At 70.1% G+C, this 17,089-nt stretch carries 17 protein-coding genes and 1 tRNA gene; 9 read left to right on the forward strand and 9 right to left on the reverse strand.

The window, feature by feature from the left end:
• Positions 1–8: 8 nt before the first annotated feature.
• The gene (locus ACFXC1_RS22570) at positions 9–698 is read right to left on the reverse strand and encodes an NUDIX hydrolase (protein WP_381245198.1); all 690 of its coding nucleotides are present in this window, start codon (positions 696–698) and stop codon (positions 9–11) included.
• Positions 699–773: 75 nt separating this feature from the next.
• Positions 774–1,640 (reverse strand): endonuclease III, encoded by an 867-nt coding sequence (gene nth, locus ACFXC1_RS22575; RefSeq protein ID WP_381245200.1) that lies wholly within the window; start codon positions 1,638–1,640, stop codon positions 774–776.
• A gap of 252 nt (positions 1,641–1,892) precedes the next feature.
• Here nth and ACFXC1_RS22580 point away from each other — a divergent pair, with 252 nt between their 5' ends.
• The 3 genes from ACFXC1_RS22580 to ACFXC1_RS22590 all read left to right on the forward strand — a co-directional run bounded on the left by ACFXC1_RS22580 (position 1,893) and on the right by ACFXC1_RS22590 (position 4,630).
• Complete coding sequence (locus ACFXC1_RS22580) at positions 1,893–2,567, forward strand: Crp/Fnr family transcriptional regulator (RefSeq protein WP_019063754.1); 675 nt, start codon at positions 1,893–1,895, stop codon at positions 2,565–2,567.
• Between the two features lie 92 nt (positions 2,568–2,659).
• The gene (locus ACFXC1_RS22585) at positions 2,660–3,775 is read left to right on the forward strand and encodes an outer membrane protein assembly factor BamB family protein (RefSeq protein WP_381245202.1); all 1,116 of its coding nucleotides are present in this window, start codon (positions 2,660–2,662) and stop codon (positions 3,773–3,775) included.
• 36 nt (positions 3,776–3,811) lie between these two features.
• Positions 3,812–4,630: a nucleotidyltransferase domain-containing protein gene (locus ACFXC1_RS22590; protein ID WP_381245204.1), complete on the forward strand. Its 819-nt coding sequence runs from the start codon at positions 3,812–3,814 to the stop codon at positions 4,628–4,630.
• Here the strand turns inward: ACFXC1_RS22590 and ACFXC1_RS22595 are convergent.
• The 4 genes from ACFXC1_RS22595 to ACFXC1_RS22610 all read right to left on the reverse strand — a co-directional run bounded on the left by ACFXC1_RS22595 (position 4,627) and on the right by ACFXC1_RS22610 (position 7,033).
• Positions 4,627–5,457, reverse strand: a complete 831-nt coding sequence (locus tag ACFXC1_RS22595) for an MBL fold metallo-hydrolase (protein ID WP_381245206.1) — start codon at positions 5,455–5,457, stop codon at positions 4,627–4,629. The genes ACFXC1_RS22590 and ACFXC1_RS22595 overlap by 4 nt on opposite strands.
• Positions 5,454–6,335 carry an NUDIX hydrolase gene (locus ACFXC1_RS22600; protein WP_381245208.1) on the reverse strand — a complete coding sequence of 294 codons (882 nt, stop codon included), beginning with the start codon at positions 6,333–6,335 and terminating at the stop codon, positions 5,454–5,456. Before ACFXC1_RS22600 ends, ACFXC1_RS22595 begins: the two co-directional genes overlap by 4 nt.
• 75 nt (positions 6,336–6,410) lie before the next feature.
• Complete coding sequence (locus ACFXC1_RS22605; protein WP_381245210.1) at positions 6,411–6,878, reverse strand: RidA family protein; 468 nt, start codon at positions 6,876–6,878, stop codon at positions 6,411–6,413.
• On the reverse strand, positions 6,875–7,033 hold the full coding sequence (locus ACFXC1_RS22610) for a DUF4177 domain-containing protein (protein WP_019063748.1): 159 nt from the start codon (positions 7,031–7,033) through the stop codon (positions 6,875–6,877). The genes ACFXC1_RS22605 and ACFXC1_RS22610 overlap by 4 nt, the downstream gene beginning before the upstream one ends.
• Before the next feature lie 95 nt (positions 7,034–7,128).
• Here ACFXC1_RS22610 and ACFXC1_RS22615 point away from each other — a divergent pair, with 95 nt between their 5' ends.
• Together ACFXC1_RS22615 and ACFXC1_RS22620 are read left to right on the forward strand one after the other, a co-directional pair.
• Positions 7,129–8,106, forward strand: coding sequence for an ArsA family ATPase (locus ACFXC1_RS22615; protein ID WP_381245211.1), 978 nt, complete (start codon positions 7,129–7,131; stop codon positions 8,104–8,106).
• Complete coding sequence (locus ACFXC1_RS22620) at positions 8,103–9,464, forward strand: ArsA family ATPase (RefSeq protein WP_381245212.1); 1,362 nt, start codon at positions 8,103–8,105, stop codon at positions 9,462–9,464. The genes ACFXC1_RS22615 and ACFXC1_RS22620 overlap by 4 nt, the downstream gene beginning before the upstream one ends.
• Before the next feature lie 68 nt (positions 9,465–9,532).
• Here ACFXC1_RS22620 and wblA read toward each other — a convergent pair whose 3' ends face one another.
• Positions 9,533–9,871: a transcriptional regulator WblA gene (gene wblA / locus ACFXC1_RS22625; protein WP_019063745.1), complete on the reverse strand. Its 339-nt coding sequence runs from the start codon at positions 9,869–9,871 to the stop codon at positions 9,533–9,535.
• 585 nt (positions 9,872–10,456) lie between these two features.
• Between wblA and ACFXC1_RS22630 the strand changes: the two genes are divergently transcribed.
• Positions 10,457–12,718: a transglycosylase domain-containing protein gene (locus ACFXC1_RS22630; protein ID WP_381245214.1), complete on the forward strand. Its 2,262-nt coding sequence runs from the start codon at positions 10,457–10,459 to the stop codon at positions 12,716–12,718.
• Positions 12,719–12,831: 113 nt separating this feature from the next.
• Here the strand turns inward: ACFXC1_RS22630 and ACFXC1_RS22635 are convergent, their stop codons facing one another.
• Positions 12,832–13,299: a GatB/YqeY domain-containing protein gene (locus ACFXC1_RS22635; protein ID WP_381245216.1), complete on the reverse strand. Its 468-nt coding sequence runs from the start codon at positions 13,297–13,299 to the stop codon at positions 12,832–12,834.
• Positions 13,300–13,402: 103 nt separating this feature from the next.
• Here ACFXC1_RS22635 and ACFXC1_RS22640 point away from each other — a divergent pair, with 103 nt between their 5' ends.
• From ACFXC1_RS22640 to ACFXC1_RS22650, 3 genes are all read left to right on the forward strand, one after another.
• Positions 13,403–14,329, forward strand: coding sequence for a metallophosphoesterase (locus ACFXC1_RS22640; protein WP_019070305.1), 927 nt, complete (start codon positions 13,403–13,405; stop codon positions 14,327–14,329).
• A gap of 100 nt (positions 14,330–14,429) precedes the next feature.
• Complete coding sequence (locus tag ACFXC1_RS22645; protein WP_381245217.1) at positions 14,430–15,209, forward strand: Pr6Pr family membrane protein; 780 nt, start codon at positions 14,430–14,432, stop codon at positions 15,207–15,209.
• Between the two features lie 54 nt (positions 15,210–15,263).
• Positions 15,264–15,337, forward strand: a tRNA-Pro gene (locus ACFXC1_RS22650).
• 119 nt (positions 15,338–15,456) lie between these two features.
• Here the strand turns inward: ACFXC1_RS22650 and ACFXC1_RS22655 are convergent.
• The gene (locus tag ACFXC1_RS22655; RefSeq protein WP_381245219.1) at positions 15,457–16,965 is read right to left on the reverse strand and encodes a LacI family DNA-binding transcriptional regulator; all 1,509 of its coding nucleotides are present in this window, start codon (positions 16,963–16,965) and stop codon (positions 15,457–15,459) included.
• Positions 16,966–17,089: the final 124 nt, after the last annotated feature.

Genomic DNA, 17,089 nt, shown 5'->3' on the forward strand with positions numbered 1-17,089 from the left:
ACACCTTGTCATGACCGCCAGTCGAGGGGGACCTGCTTGCCGCGGTCCCAGGGGCGCTCCCAGCCGGAGTAGTGCAGCAGGCGGTCGATGACTCCGGCGGTGAAGCCCCAGACGAGGGCCGATTCGACCAGAAATGCCGGACCCAGGAAGCCGCTGGGGTGCGAGACCGTGACCCTGTTGGCCGGATCCGTGAGATCCGCCACGGGGACCGTGAACACCCGCGCCGTCTCGTTCGGATCGACCACCCCGACCGGCGTCGGCTCCCGCCACCAGCCCAGCACCGGCGTCACCACGAAGCCGCTCACCGGGATGTACAGCTTGGGCAGCACCCCGAAGAGCTGCACTCCGGCGGGGTCGAGCCCGGTCTCCTCCTCGGCCTCGCGGAGAGCGGCCCGCAGCGGGCCGTCACCCGTCGGGTCGCCGTCCTCGGGGTCGAGGGCGCCTCCCGGGAAGGACGGCTGCCCGGCATGCGACCGGAGCGAACTCGACCGCTCCATGAGCAGCAGCTCGGGCCCCCGATCGCCCTCCCCGAAGAGGATCAGTACGGCGGACTGCCGGCCCGCCCCGTCCTCCGGCGGCAGGAAGCGGCTCAGCTGGAGCGGCTCGACCGTCTCCACCGCGTGCACCACCGGGTCCAGCCAGCCCGGCAGGCCCTCCTTGCTGAGCCCCACGCCCTGGGCATTGCTCGCGCGCGTCATCCCCCACCCCCGTTCACACCGATCAACGCCCGGTACCTCCGAGATCGTTCCGTCATCCGGTCCCCGATGCCGTCGTCATGCCGCTCCCAGCGGTGGCGCCGGTTTGCCGCCCGCGTCCAGATAGGCCTGCGGCGGGTTCAGACGCTGGCCCGGATAGCCGCCCTTCTCGTACTTGAGCAGCTTCTTCGCCTTCTCCGGGTCGGTCTCGCCCTCGCCGTACGCCGGGCAGAGCGGTGCGATGGGGCAGGCGCCACAGGCGGGCTTGCGGGCGTGGCAGATCCGGCGGCCGTGGAAGATCACGTGGTGCGAGAGCATCGTCCAGTCGCTCTTCGGGAAGAGCGCTCCCACGGCGGCCTCGATCTTGTCGGGCTCGGTCGCCTCGGTCCACTTCCACCGCCGTACGAGCCGCTGGAAGTGCGTGTCCACGGTGATGCCGGGGCGCCCGAAGGCGTTGCCCAGCACCACGAAGGCGGTCTTGCGGCCGACGCCCGGCAGCTTGACGAGGTCTTCGAGCCGCCCCGGGACCTCGCCGCCGAAGTCCTCGACGAGGGCCTTGGAGAGGCCTATCACCGACTTCGTCTTGGCCCGGAAGAACCCGGTCGGCCGGAGGATCTCCTCGACCTGCTCCGGGTCGGCGCCGGCCAGGTCCTCGGGGGTCGGGTACTTGGCGAACAGGGCCGGTGTCGTCTGGTTGACCCTCAGGTCGGTGGTCTGGGCGGACAGGACCGTGGCGACCACCAGCTGGAAGGGGTTCTCGAAGTCGAGCTCCGGGTGGGCGTACGGATAGATCTCGGCCAGCTCGCGGTTGATCCGGCGGGCGCGGCGGACGAGGGCGGTGCGCGACTCACCCTTCACAGCAACCACGCCTTTTGCCCCCTTTGCCGCTTTCCTGCCGCCGTCAGGGCTCTGTTCGCCCACGGCGGAATCACGACGTACAACCATCCGCCCAGCCCCCTTGGCCTGTGCTCTCACCGGCGATTTGGACACCCGGCCAGCCTAGAGCCCGCCACTGACATCCGCCCCGGACCCCGAAGATCAGCCCCCAATTGGACCCCTGCCGCTTACCTCGGGACACCTGTGCGGCATCCTTGTGACAGATCACACTGTTTGGACGGTCCGGCAAAATGGGGAGCACGGTCCCCTGGTACCAAGGGGGAGCACCATCCCCTGAGCAGGTCGACAAGGAGAGAACTCGTGGACGACGTTCTGCGGCGCGCCCCGCTCTTCGCGGCGCTCGATGACGATCAGGCCGCGGAGCTGCGCGCCTCCATGAGTGAGGTGACCCTCGCGCGCGGGGACTCGCTCTTTCACGAGGGCGACCCGGGCGACCGGCTCTACGTGGTCACCGAGGGCAAGGTGAAGCTCCACCGCACCTCCCCCGACGGCCGCGAGAACATGCTGGCCGTCCTCGGCCCCGGCGAGCTGATCGGCGAGCTGTCGCTGTTCGACCCGGGCCCGCGCACGGCGACCGCCAGCGCGCTGACCGAGGTCAAGCTGCTGGGCCTGGGCCACGGCGACCTCCAGCCCTGGCTGAGCGCCCGCCCCGAGGTGGCCTCCGCGCTGCTGCGCGCGGTCGCCCGCCGGCTGCGCAAGACCAACGACGCGATGTCCGACCTGGTCTTCTCGGACGTCCCCGGCCGCGTGGCCCGCGCCCTGCTTGACCTCTCCCGCCGCTTCGGCGTGCAGTCCGAGGAGGGCATCCACGTGGTGCACGACCTCACGCAGGAGGAGCTGGCCCAGCTGGTCGGCGCGTCCCGCGAGACGGTCAACAAGGCCCTCGCCGACTTCGCGGGCCGCGGCTGGCTGCGCCTGGAGGCCCGCGCGGTGATCCTGCTGGACGTCGAGCGGCTGGCGAAGCGCTCGCGCTAGACCGAATCGCACGTCTTCTTACTGAAGGGCCCTGCCGCACGGCGGGGCCCTTCAGTGCATCACCGGGTGGGGCCCAGGAACAGGGGGCGGGAATGTACGAGGACAAGGCGCCGGATTCGGTCTGGGCGGGGCGGTCGGGGCGACGCCGGTGGTCGCGTGGACCGGCGTCGGCGCGGCTGCTGTGGCGCAGTGGGCGGGAGAACGGGAGCCCGGGGGAACCGCTGGGCACCTGGGCGGTGGACGGGACACTCGCCCTGGCCCGCCCCGACGGGGTGCGGGCGTACGGGCTGACGACCGGTGAGCCCCTGTGGAGCCGGCAGCCGCCCGGCGACGGCGACCAGGTGATCGCCCATGCCTCCTGGGACACGGCGGACGGCGTGATAGTCGCACTGCACCACGACGGCGACCACGGGGACGACGGGCGCACGAACGATGCCCATGGCGACGACGGGCACGCGCGCGTGCGGCACGTCCGTCTCACCGGGCTGGACCTCCGCACCGGCACGGCTGTCTGGACGCGCGACCAGCGCGCCGACGAGCTGGGGTCCGTCGGTGCGGACGCGCCCGAGGTGGCGCTCGGCGGCGGCCGTGTCGCGGCCACCAGTGCCCGGTCCGGCGAGACCACGGTCCGCGTGCTCGACGCGCGCACCGGCGCCCTCCAGTGGGAGCGGCCACTCCCCGAAGGCCGTCGGGACGCCTTCGTCCTGACGGCCGGGCCGGTCGTCGTGTCCACCGCCGTGCCGGAGGATCCCGCTCCCCCGCGCGCCCGGCTCCGGCTCCACGTGGTGAGCGAGGACGCCGAGCAGGCCATCGAACTGCCGCCCTTCTACGAGGCGTTCGGCACCCACCCGGTGATCGTCGGCGACACGCTCGCCGTCGAACTCGTCCCGCCCCAGCCATACGACACGGAGCACACGGGCAGCACACTGCGCGCGGTCTCCGCCGCCACGGGCGAGTTCCGCTGGGCGTGGTCCAGCACGTACGGGCGCACGATCTTCCCGCTGGCCCACCGGGGCGCTCTTCTGGTCCTGAACGGCTACGGCGACCGGGCGACCGTTCTCGATCCCGCCGACGGCCGGGTCGTGGCCGAGCGCTCCCTGCCCGGCCACAGCCACCAGGCGCGCCTCGTCGCCTCCGGGGACTGCCTCGCCGTGGTCTGCACGGCGCCGCGCACCGCCGCACGCGTACGCGTGTTCCGCTGGAAATGACCTACCCCTGACCTCGATCGGTTGCAGAGTGGTGCCATGCGGAACAAGGGGCTGGACGCCCAGGGATACATCGACCGCGAGGGCTCCTTGGGACGCGTCCCGCACGCCTTCCGGCCGGTCGTCGCCGCCGCGCGGGACCGGCTGCTCGACGTCTACGGGGGACGCCTCGACAGCGCGTACCTCTACGGGTCGATCCCGCGCGGCACCGCGCGCGTGGGGCGCAGCGATCTGGACCTGCTCGTGGCGACCCGGCGGGAGCCGACCGAGGATGACCGGGACGCGGCCCGCAGCCTGGGCGGGGCGCTCGACAAGGAGTTCCCGGAGATCGACGGGGTCGGCATCCTCCTGTACGGCCGCACACGGCTGCTGAGCGAGCCGGAGACGTACGACCTGGGGTGGTTCGTCGCGTGCCTGTGCACACCCCTCCTCGGGGAGGACCTCGCCGAGTACCTGCCCCGCTACCGCCCCGACTCGCCGCTCGCGCGGGAGACCAACGGCGACCTGGCGCTGCTCCTCCCCCGCTGGCGTGAGCGGATCGCCTCCTCCGAGGACACCGAAGAGGCCCGTAGGCCCCTGGTTCGCTTCATGTCCCGGCACCTGGTCCGCACCGGCTTCACGCTGGTCATGCCCCGCTGGAACGGCTGGACCAGCAACCTCCAGGAGATGGCCGAGGCGTTCGGCGCGTACTACCCCCGGCGGGCGGAGGAGCTCCGGGCGGCGGCCGTCCTCGGACACGAACCGACCGGCGACGCGCGCGTGCTGCGGTCCTACGTCGACGATCTCGGCCCGTGGCTGGCCGAGGAGTACGCGCGCGTGCACGGCGTGAAGGCACCACGCCCGGAGGGCCTGGCCTAGATCAGGCCGTGTTCCTTCAGGTAGTCCAGCTGGGCGCGCACCGACAGTTCCGCCGCTGGCCACAGTGAGCGGTCGACGTCCGCGTACACGTGGGCGACTACCTCGGCCGGGCTCCGGTGGCCGTTCTCCACGGCGGTCTCGATCTGGGCGAGCCGGTGGGCGCGGTGGGCGAGATAGAACTCGACGGCGCCCTGGGCGTCCTCCAGGACCGGTCCGTGGCCCGGCAGGACCGTGTGGACGCCGTCGTCGACCGTGAGCGAGCGCAGCCGCCGCAGCGAGTCCAGATAGTCGCCCAGGCGGCCGTCAGGATGGGCCACCACGGTCGTTCCGCGCCCCAGGACGGTGTCTCCCGTCAGGACGGCCCGATCGGCCGGGAGATGGAAGCACAGGGAGTCCCCGGTGTGCCCGGGCGTCGACACGACGACCAGTTCCAGGCCGCCGACCCTGATGACGTTCCCGGCGGCGAGGCCCTCGTCCCCGAGGCGCAGCGCCGGGTCGAGCGCGCGGACCTTGGTGTCCGTCAGCTCGGCGAAGCGGACGGCGCCTTCCGCGTGGTCGGGGTGTCCGTGCGTGAGCAGGGTCAGGGCGATCCGTTTGCCCGCCTTCTCGGCGGTGTCGACGACGTTGCGCAGATGGCCCTCGTCCAGGGGCCCCGGGTCGATCACCACGGCCAGCTCGGAGTCGGGTTCCGAGACGATCCAGGTGTTGGTGCCGTCCAGGGTCATCGCGGAGGCGTTCGGCGCGAGGACGTTGACGGCCCGCGCGGTGGCGGGGCCGGTGAGCGCCCCGCCGCGTGGCTGGCCGGGGAGCGCGGCTGCGTCGGTCATGCGGGGGCTCCACCGGTCGGGAGGTCGGTCGGGATGTGCTTGGTGAACTCCTCGTGACCCGGCCAGGACAGGACGATCTCGCCGTCCTCCAGGCGGGCCTGTGCGAGGACGGGCGTCAGATCGCGCTCCGGCGCCGACGACAGGGCCTCGGCCGCGCTGCCGTACGGGATCAGCCCGCGCAGGGTCGCGATGGTCGGCGGCATCATCGTGAGGTCGCCCTTGTCGTACCCGGCGGCCGCCTCGCCTGGGGCGATCCACACCGTGTGGTCGGCCTCCGTGGAGGCGTTGCGGGTGCGCTGCCCCTCCGGGAGGACGGCGACGAAGAACCAGGTGTCGTAGCGGCGGGTTTCGAACTCAGGGGTGATCCAGCGGGCCCACGCGCCCAGCAGGTCGGAGCGCAGGACCAGGCCCCGGCGGTCGAGGAACTCGGCGAAGGACAGGTCGCGGGCGACCAGGGCGGCACGGTCCGCCTCCCAGGCACCGCCCGTGGTGTCGTCGACCACGGTGTCGGGGGTGGGTCCGGCGAGCAGGACGCCCGCCTCCTCGTAGGTCTCGCGTACGGCCGCGCACACGATCGCCTGGGCGGCCGTCTCGTCGACGCCCAGCCGGTTCGCCCACCACGCGCGCGTGGGGCCCGCCCAGCGGACGTGCAGCTCGTCGTCGCGCGGGTCGACACCGCCGCCCGGGTACGCGTACGCGCCCCCGGCGAAGGCCATGGAGGCGCGTCTGCGCAGCATGTGGACGGCGGGGCCGGTGTCGGTGTCCTTCAGGAGCATCACCGTGGCCGCCCGCCTGGGCACGACCGGCGTGAGCGCGCCGTCCGCGAGCGCGCGGATGCGCTCGGGCCACTCCGCCGGGAACCACTGACCGTTCGCCATGGGCGGAGGCTATCCCGTAGCGCGCGGATGTTCGAGAGGCAACAACGCGCACCCCCGGGAGGGCGAACACCGTGGTTACGCCTGGCTCAGCTCCACCTGGATCTCGACCTCGACCGGCGAGTCCAGCGGCAGCACCGCCACGCCGACCGCGCTCCGCGCGTGCACGCCCTTGTCGCCGAGGACCTCGCCGAGGAGTTCGCTGGCGCCGTTGATCACGCCGGGCTGGCCGGTGAAGTCGGGGGCCGAGGCGACGAAGCCGACGACCTTCACCACGCGCGCGATCCGGTCCAGGTCACCGGTGACCGACTTGACGGCGGCGAGGGCGTTCAGCGAGCAGGTGCGGGCCAGTTCCTTGGCCTCCTCCGCGGTGACCTCGGCGCCCACCTTGCCGGTGACGGGCAACTTGCCGTCCACCATGGGCAGCTGGCCGGAGGTGTACACGTAGACCCCGCTCCGCACGGCGGGCTGGTACGCGGCGAGCGGCGGGACAACCGCCGGCAGGGTCAGGCCGAGTTCGGCCAGCCGGGCCTCGACGGCACTCATGCCTTCTCCCGCTTGAGGTAGGCCACCAGCTGCTCGGGGTTGTTCGGCCCGGGCACGACCTGGACGAGCTCCCAGCCGTCCTCGCCCCAGGTGTCCAGAATCTGCTTCGTGGCGTGGACGAGCAGCGGCACAGTCGAGTATTCCCACTTGGTCATGCGGCCGACTTTAGCGGCTGCGAACCGGTCGCCCGTGGTCGCGTTGTCCACAGCCTCCTGCTTGGTTCGGGCGCGGACTGGTTAGGCTCGATGACGTGAGCAGGCTCCAGGTCGTCAGTGGCAAGGGCGGTACCGGCAAGACCACGGTGGCCGCGGCCCTCGCGCTGGCCCTGGCCACGGAGGGGAAGCGGACGCTTCTCGTCGAGGTCGAGGGTCGCCAGGGCATCGCGCAGCTCTTCGAGACGGAGACGCTGCCCTATGAGGAGCGGAAGATCGCCGTCGCTCCCGGGGGCGGGGAGGTGTACGCACTGGCCATCGACCCCGAACTGGCCCTTCTGGACTACCTCCAGATGTTCTACAAACTCGGCGGCGCCGGCCGCGCCCTGAAGAAACTCGGCGCGATCGACTTCGCCACCACGGTCGCGCCCGGCCTCCGGGACGTCCTGCTGACCGGCAAGGCGTGCGAGGCCGTACGGCGCAAGGACAAGAGCGGGCGGTTCGCCTACGACTACGTGGTGATGGACGCACCGCCGACCGGTCGCATCACCCGCTTCCTGAACGTCAACGACGAGGTCGCCGGCCTCGCCAAGATCGGCCCGATACACAATCAGGCGCAGGCCGTGATGCGGGTCCTGAAGTCCCCGGAGACGGAGGTCCACCTGGTGACGCTCCTGGAGGAGATGCCCGTCCAGGAGACCGCCGACGGCATCGCCGAACTCCGGGCGGCGCGGCTGCCGGTGGGCCGGATCATCGTGAACATGGTGCGGCCCGAGGTGCTGGACGCGGCCGAGCTGGATCTCGTACGGGACGTGCCGCGCACCGCCGTCGCGCAGTCGCTGTCGGCCGCCGGGCTCGGCGGGGCGCGGCGGGGCGGCAATGCCGAGAAGCTGGTGGATCCGCTGCTCGCGCAGGCGGAGGAGTACGCCGCGCGGTACGCCCTGGAGCACGATCAGCGGGCCGTGCTCGGCGCGCTGGACCTGCCTCTGCACGAACTGCCTTTGCTCGCCGAGGGCATGGACCTGGCGGGCCTGTACGAACTCGCCACCGAGCTGCGGAAGCAGGGGATGTCATGAGTCCGGAACCGGCCCGCCCCCACCACATCTCCCCCGCGCGCGTGCTCGACGTCGACCCGCTGCTCGACGACCCGGAGACCCGGATCGTGGTGTGCTGCGGCTCGGGCGGGGTCGGCAAGACGACCACCGCGGCGGCGCTCGGACTGCGGGCCGCCGAGCGGGGCCGCAGGGTCGTCGTCCTGACCATCGACCCGGCCCGGCGGCTCGCCCAGTCCATGGGCATCGACTCGCTGGACAACACCCCGAGGCGGGTGAAGGACGTCGACGGGGACGGCGAGCTGCACGCCATGATGCTCGACATGAAGCGCACGTTCGACGAGATCGTCGAGGCGCACGCGGACCGCGAGCGGGCCGCCGCGATCCTGAACAACCCCTTCTACCAGTCGCTCTCGGCGGGCTTCGCGGGCACGCAGGAGTACATGGCGATGGAGAAGCTGGGCCAGCTGCGCGCCCAGCACGACTGGGACCTGATCGTGGTGGACACCCCGCCGTCCCGCTCGGCCCTGGACTTCCTGGACGCGCCGAAACGTCTCGGCTCGTTCCTGGACGGCAAGCTGATCCGGCTGCTGACCGCGCCGGCGAAGCTGGGCGGCCGGGCCGGGATGAAGTTCCTCAATGTCGGCATGTCGATGATGACCGGCACCCTCGGCAAGCTGCTCGGGGGTCAACTCCTCAAGGACATCCAGACGTTCATCGCCGCGATGGACACCACCTTCGGCGGTTTCCGGACCCGCGCGGACGCGACGTACAAGCTGCTGCAGGCGCCCGGGACGGCGTTCCTGGTGGTCGCGGCCCCGGAGCGGGACGCGCTGCGCGAGGCCGCGTACTTCGTGGAGCGGCTGGCGGCCGAGGACATGCCGCTGGCCGGTCTGGTGCTGAACCGGGTGCACGGCAGCGGAGCCGCCCGGCTGTCGGCCGAGCGGGCACTCGCCGCTGCGGAAAATCTTGAGGAGTCCCGCATTGTCGATCAGGTGGGCGGGAAAGCTGGACTTCGTAACTCTCCCGACACGTACGGCAGTTCAGAATCCTCCGGTACCGGATCTCCCGGTTCCCGGGCAGCAGCTCGTGACGAAGGCTCCCCCGCCGCCACGGACGACGAGCGCCCCGCCGACAAGCGACCCGACGACGAGCCATCCGTCGACCGACTCACCGCAGGCCTGCTGAGACTGCACGCCGACCGGATGCGGCTGCTCTCCCGCGAGCAGCGCACACGTGACCGCTTCACCGCTCGCCACCCCGAGGTGGCCGTCGCCGAAGTGGCCGCGCTGCCCGGCGATGTGCACGACCTCGCGGGGCTGCGGGACATCGGGAACCGGCTCGCGGCCGGTCGGCCGGAGCTGCCCGAGACGAAGGTCTGACGACGCGGGCCTCCGGGCGCGTACCCCCGGGGATCGCCCGGGGTCGGCCCCGAGGGGACCGGTGGGGGTCAGCCCACCGCCGCGTAGTTCTCGTAGATCTCGTCGTCGTCGAGGGGGATGATGCCGACCCCTCGCTCGTACTCGATGCGCGCGGTCTCCAGTAGCCGGCGCCATGAAGTGACAGTGGGCCGCCTGCGCAGCAGTGCGCGGCGCTCCCGCTCCGTCATGCCTCCCCACACGCCGAATTCGACGCGGTTGTCGAGCGCATCGGCGAGGCACTCCGTGCGTACCGGGCATCCGGTGCACACTGCCTTCGCCCTGTTCTGCGCTGCTCCTTGAACGAACAGTTCATCCGGATCGGTAGTGCGGCAGGCCGCCTGCGCACTCCAGTCGGTTACCCAGCCCATACCGGCGCCGTCCTCTCCCGAATCGAGGCTCCCCCACGGCGGCAGCGGCATATTCACCGCCGCCAGTTGAGGACGTTACGGAAGGTGGGCACAGCGCAACACCCCCTTCGGGCCCAATCTTGAATGGCCCGAACGGACTATGGGTAAGCGGCAGATCACCCGGGGGAGTGAGCTGACGACATGCGTGACTTTCCCGGCAAACCGGGACAGTTGACATGCGCCACAAGGGGCACCAGGTGACACAGGAGGCGGATTCGGACACGCCTCCCACAAAAAAAACAGGGAACGACCGAAACGATTCGGGGTCGCCGGACGTATTGATACGTGACCGCTCTGCTGTGACAGTTGAGAGCAGCTTAGGCCAAGGCCTATACACCTGTCCGGCGAATGAGAACGTAGACGGCTCCTGTCGCCGCGCCGTCATGTTCCCGGGACGGGTCCGCCGTTCACGGCGCGGTCGCAGAGCCGTCGATGCCACTGCCTACGACAAGGCGCCCGCCCATGGATGTCACGATCCCGCACCCGAACATCCCGAGACTCACCCGCTCCCTCGGGACGCCCCAGGTGAGGGATTAGGCTGCCCCCATGCCAAAAAAGCGCTCGGGTGGTGGTCTGTCCCCTCTGCAGCAGGCCACCAAGTTCCTCGGTGTCAGTGTGCTCGCCGGTGCCGTCATGGCCGGAATCGCGTTGCCCGCGGCCGGAGCGCTGGGGCTCGCGGCCAAGGGCTCGGTCCAGGGGTTCGACGACATCCCGGACAACCTGAAGAGCCCTCAGCTGAGCCAGCGCACCACGATCCTGGACAGCAAGGGCAACCAGCTCGCCTCGGTCTACTCCCGTGACCGCACGGTGGTGGAGCTCAAGGACATCTCGCCGTACATGCAGAAGGCGATCGTCGCGATCGAGGACTCGCGCTTCTACCAGCACGGCGCGATCGACCTCAAGGGCGTCCTCCGCGCCCTGAACAAGAACGCGCAGAGCGGTGGCGTCTCCCAGGGCGCCTCCACGCTCACGCAGCAGCTGGTGAAGAACTACTTCATCGAGGAGGCCGGCGACGACCCGACGAAGGTCGCGCAGGCCACTCAGCAGACGCTGGGCCGCAAGGTCCGCGAGCTGAAGTACGCGATCCAGATCGAGGAGAAGCTCGGCAAGAAGAAGATCCTCGAGAACTACCTGAACATCACCTTCTTCGGCGAGCAGGCCTACGGCGTCGAGGCCGCGTCCGAGCGCTACTTCTCCAAGCACGCCAAGGACCTGAACCTCCAGCAGTCGGCGCTCCTCGCGGGCATCGTGCAGTCGCCCACGCGCTACGACCCGATCAACGACGAGGCCGAGGCCAAGAAGCGCCGCAACACCGTGCTGGCCCGCATGGCCGAGGTCGGCGACATCTCCAGGGCGGAGGCCCTGGCGGCCGAGAAGAGCGACCTCGGGCTGAAGGTCAGCCAGCCGAAGAACGGCTGCATCACCGCCGTCAAGGGCGCCAGCTTCTTCTGCAAGTACGTCGAGAAGGTCTTCCTGAGCGACCCGGTCTTCGGCAAGACCAAGGAGGCCCGCGCCAAGATCTGGAACCAGGGCGGCCTGACGATCCGCACGACCCTGGACCCGCAGGCCCAGGCCTCGGTGCAGTCCTCGCTCAAGGACCACATCTACAAGTCGGACAAGGTCGCCGCGGCCGCCACCCTCGTCGAGCCCGGCACCGGCAAGATCCTCGGAATGGGCCAGTCGAAGCCGTACGGCTACGGCAAGAACGAGACGGAGTACAACTACTCGGTCAACGCCGACATGGGCGGCTCGAACTTCGGCTTCCCGACCGGTTCGACGTTCAAGCCCTTCGTCGCGGCGGCCGCGCTGGAGCAGGGCCTGCCGGCCACCCAGCAGTACCCGGCGCCGTACTCGATGGACTACCCGAGCCCCGTCTCGACCTGCAGCGGCAAGAACTGGGTCAACACCGACGGCGCGACCGTGGAGAACGAGAGCGAGTCGGAGAAGGGTCCGTACGCGCTGAAGGAGGCGATGGCCAAGTCGGTCAACACCTACTTCGTGCAGATGATCTCCGACATCGGTCTGTGCCCCGTGGTGAGCATGACCAACAAGCTCGGCGTCGTGCAGGGCAACGGCGACAAGATCCCCGAGGTCCCGGCCATCGCGCTCGGATCCAAGGGCCTCTCGCCGCTGACGATGGCCTCCGCGTACGCGGCCTTCGCCAACGAGGGCACGTACTGCACGCCCATCGCCATCGAGTCCATCACCCAGAGGGTGGGCAACGAGCAGAAGTCGCTCGCCGTCCCCAAGTCCACCTGCTCGCGGGCGATGAGCAAGAAGACCGCCGACACCGTCAACACCGTGCTGCGCGGCGTGGTCGACTCCGGCACCGGCCAGGAGGCCGGCCTCACCGACCGCCAGAGCGCCGGCAAGACCGGTACGACGGACTCCCGCAAGAACGCCTGGTTCGTCGGCTACACGCCCCAGCTCGCGGGCGCGGTCTGGGTCGGCAGCGCCAAGCAGAACATCGAGATGACCAACATCCGTATCGGCGGCGTCTGGCACGACCAGGTCTACGGCGCCGACACCCCCGGCCCGATCTGGAAGGACGCCATGACCGGCGCCCTGGAGGGCAAGCAGGTCGAGAACTTCCAGCTCGTCAACATCCCCGACCCCGTCAAGGACAAGGGCAACAACGACGGCAAGAACAACGACAACGGCGGGAACAACAACGGGGGCAACAACAACGGCGGTACGACCGACGGAGGCACCACCCCCACCCCGACGTTCTCCTTCCCGGACGGCTTCATCCAGGGCACGACGAACGGCGGCAACAACGGCAACGGGAACGGCGGCAACCGGGGGTAACTCCGGCCCGGCGAACCGCCGTTCGCCTCGCCTCTCAGCCTTTTCGTCTACGACGACGGGGGCGCCCTTTCCACAAGGGGCGCCCCCGTCGTCGTAGGAACGTGTTTCGTGGGTCAGCCGGCGAGCAGCTTCTTCACCACGGCGGCGACGCGGCCGCCCTCGGCCAGGCCGGCCACCTTCGGGTTCACGATCTTCATCACGGCACCCATGGCGCGCGGGCCCTCGGCGCCGGCCGCCTTCGCCTCCTCGACGGCCTGGGCGACGATCGCGGTCAGCTCCTCGTCGCCGAGCTGCTTGGGCAGGTACTCGGCGAGGACCTCGCCCTCCGCCTTCTCCTGCGCGGCCTGCTCCGGGCGACCGCCCTGGGCGAAGGCGTCCGCGGCCTCACGGCGCTTCTTCGCCTCCTTGGTGATCACCTTGAGGACCTCGTCGTCGGAGAGCTCGCGCTTCTCCTTGCCCGCGACCTCCTCCTTGGTGATCGCGGCGAGCGTCAGCCGGAGCGTGGAGGAACGCAGCTTGTCGTGCGCCTTGATCGCGGTGTTGAGGTCTTCCTGCAGCTTCGCCTTGAGCGTGGTGGTCATGCGTCTGATTCTCGCAGGTGCGCGACCGGCTCCGCCCGCCGATTTACCGGCCCCCGGCCGACGGGGTGTCAGGCGTGTCAGTGGGGTCTGACACGATGGAGGCATGCGCGCGCGATATGGAGTACCCCTGGGAATTGCGGCGGCCGGCGCCGCCGGTCTGGTCTACGCGGCGGGCTTCGAGGTCCGTTCCTTCAGACTGCGCCGGGTGACGGTCCCGGTGCTGCCCGCCGGGATGCGCCCGCTCAGAGTCCTCCAGGTCTCCGACATCCACATGGTCGGCGGCCAGCGCAAGAAGCAGCGCTGGCTGCGCTCGCTCGCGGGCCTGCGCCCCGACTTCGTGATCAACACCGGCGACAACCTCTCCGACCCGGAGGGCGTCCCCGAGGTCCTGGACGCGCTCGGCCCGCTGATGGAGTTCCCGGGCGCGTACGTCTTCGGCTCGAACGACTACTACGGCCCCACCCTCCGCAACCCCGCCCGGTACCTGTTCGAGAAGACCGCGGGCCGCCACGGTCTGAACGGCAACCCGCCCATCGTGGGAGCCGTTCACAACCCGTGGGAGGACCTGCGGGACGGCTTCGACGCGGGAGGCTGGCTCAACCTCACCAACACCCGCGGCACGCTGAAGATCGAGGGCGCGTCGGTGGAACTGACCGGCCTCGACGACCCGCACATCAAGCGCGACCGGTACGCGCGCGTGGCGGGCGGCCCGTCCGACGACGCCGACTTCTCGATGGCTGTCGTGCACGCGCCGTACCTCCGCGCCCTGGACGCGTTCGCCGCCGACGGCTACCCCCTGATCCTCGGCGGCCACACCCACGGCGGCCAGCTCTGCATCCCGTTCTACGGCGCCCTGGTGACCAACTGCGACCTCGACACGGACCGCGTGAAGGGCCTCTCCACGCATACGGCGGAGGGCCGGACGTCGTACCTGCACGTGTCGGCGGGGTGCGGGACGAGCCGGTACACGCCGGTACGGTTCGCCTGTCCGCCGGAGGCTACGTTGATGACGTTGGTGGGGCGGGAGTAGGCAGGCGATAGGCCGTTGCACCGTGGGGGTCTCGCGGGCCGCGTAGCTCGTGCGGCCCACCCGTATCGCCCGGTTCGTCCCCTCTGCCTAGCGTGAGGGCATGACCGCTCCGATACCCAGGGACATCCCGGACCTCCCCGCGGTACCCGGCATGCCCGCGCTGCTCGCCTCACCCGTTCCGGCCACCGCGGTGGTGGCTCCGTACCGTCGCCCGGCGGCGGCCGTGTACCGACTGCTGGTCGCGCTGACGGCGGCAGCGGCGGTGACCGCCGACCTGTTCCTCGGCAGTCCGATCAGGGTCCTGACCTACTTCACGATCCAGAGCAACATCCTGCTGGCCCTGGTGATGATCGCCACGGCCCGCCGGGCATGGACGGCCCGCCGCCCCCTCTCCCCCCTGGTGACGGGCGCGGCACTCCTCTACATCACGATCACGGGCCTGGTGTACCACCTGATCCTGGCCCACGCGTCGAGCCCGTTCGCGATGACGGGCGGGACCCTCACAGGGTGGCAGGCGGTGACGAACCAGGTCCTGCACACGGTGACACCGATCGCGGCGGTACTCGACTGGCTGCTGCTGACCGCACCCGGCCGACTGCACCTGCGGATGGCGGCGACGTGGTTGCTGTACCCGATGACGTACCTGGCGGTGTATCTGGCCCGCGGCGAACTGATCCTCCCCGGCACACCGGGCCGCTACCTCTACACGTTCCTGGACGTCGAGCACCACGGCTACAAGAGCGTCCTCGGCAACGCCCTCCTCCTCGGCCTCGCCTTCTACGCCCTCTCCGTCCTCCTCGTGGCCCTCGACCACGCCCGCCCCAACCCGATCCGCCACCGCGCCAAAACCGGATTTCGTCTCCAGCCACCGGTGGGCTAAAGTAAACGACGTCGCCGCGATGAGCAGCAACACCGGCAAGATGAGCGGCGACATCGGGGTGTAGCGCAGCTTGGCAGCGCGCTTCGTTCGGGACGAAGAGGTCGTGGGTTCAAATCCCGCCACCCCGACAGAGAAACGCCAGTTCAGGGCCTGTGCTGAGACATCAGCACAGGCCCTGAACTGTTCTTCAGAGCCCTTCTGGAGAAATCCTGGAGAAGATCTTGGAATTCGTCTCCGGATCGGCGCCCTAACCGCGAGCCCTCAGCAGCGCATCCAGAGCCGCCACGGGCGAGCCGGGGCGCATCGCCCGTCGCGCGTCCAACGCCTCCTCCCACATCCCGGTGAGCGCGGCCATCAGCGCCTGCCGCATTCCGGCCGTGATGTGGTCGTAGCGGGACTGCACCGATCCGTCCTCGTGACCCATGCGTTCGTCCATGAGTTTCGGCGGAGTCCCCACTTCTCTCATGAGCGTCTTATGAGTGTGGCGCAGCCCGTGCGGCGTCAGCCCCGGAGCGATCGGCACCCAGCACGCCTCAGCCCGCCTAGAGGCTCCTCGCCCACGTGCTGGAATCCCGGGCCACGGCTCAGCGACCACTGGCACAGGGTGCTCCTCCTGATTGCCGCGCCCTGGGTACCGGCCTGTGGCGGCAGGCCGAAAGAGCCAGGTGGCGAAGCCTGAGCGCCGCCAGTGTGCAGCCAACTCCCCCGATCCCGCGTTACGGACGTACCCGAGATCGGTGATGGCTTCCAGTACGTTCATGCGAGTCGGCTCCGCCACAGCGTTCGGGCGGTTGAGGACGTTAGAGACCGTGCCTGTCGAGACGCTGGCGCGGCGAGCCACGTCGACCAGCTTCGCTCCCGGGCGACTCACAGAGCCGTTGGCGGCGCCGTGACCGCGGAAGACGTAGACCAGTCCGTGACACTCGCAAGCCTTCGGTTTCGTTCGGGCGATGTGGCCCGCAACCATGGCCGCGAGGAAGTCCGGAGTGCCGATGTCGCGGTAGGAGTCGTCCTTGGGTGGGCAACGGTGCAGTTCGCCGGTGTCCAGTTCGTAGAGCTGCCACTCGATGCGAATGCTCTTCGGCCGGACGAACTCGGTCTCAAGGCCAACGATCTCGCCCCAGCGCATGCCTGTGTAGCCCTTGAGAATGCCGCCAACGAACTCATCGTCCCGGCCGGACAGCAGCGCCATCCGCTCGGCGATCAGCAGAATGCCGAGCGCGGTCGTGACCGCCTTCTCCGGGCCACGGTTGCGCGAGCGGCCGGCGCGCTTCCCTCGTCCGCGTCGCTTGGTTGCCGGGTTGGAGTCGCGCAGCCCCTCGTCAACGGCGTCGGCAAGGATCAGGTGTAGTGTCGCTCGCCATGTCTTAACGCTGGTAGCCGCGTAGGGAACGGCGTGTTCGCGCTTCTCCCAAGCGGCGATGTCGGTGCTCAGGATGTCGGCGATGGCGAAATCCTCGAAGGCAGGAAGCAAGTGCTCTTCGATGTGCCGCCGGTAGTTCTGCATGGTGGAGGCCGCCAAGTCCTGCGCGGCGTACCAGCGGTTCACGTAGGCACCGAAAGTGATCCGCTCAGCAGGTGCCTTCTTCGTTCCGGCCAACAGCTTCGCTTCTTCGGCGTCTGCTGCCTTCTTTGCCGCTGCCTTGGTCCGGAAGCGGATGGCGTCACCGTCTGCGTCGCGGACCGTGGCGTACTTGCCTGGCGCGAGCTTGTATCGGCCGCGCCAGTAGCTGCCGAGGTTCTCGGCATAACCCAACTTGCTCCCCTTATAGACGGGTGTGGGGGGGGGGGGCGGGGGGGGGGCGGGGGGCGCGCCGCGCGACACGCGCGCGCGCGGGCGTGGGGAGGGTGGCGCGGGCGCTGTCGCGGGGGGTCTCTCT

It is taken from the genome of Streptomyces hokutonensis (assembly GCF_042751305.1).
GTDB lineage: Bacteria > Actinomycetota > Actinomycetes > Streptomycetales > Streptomycetaceae > Streptomyces > Streptomyces hokutonensis_A.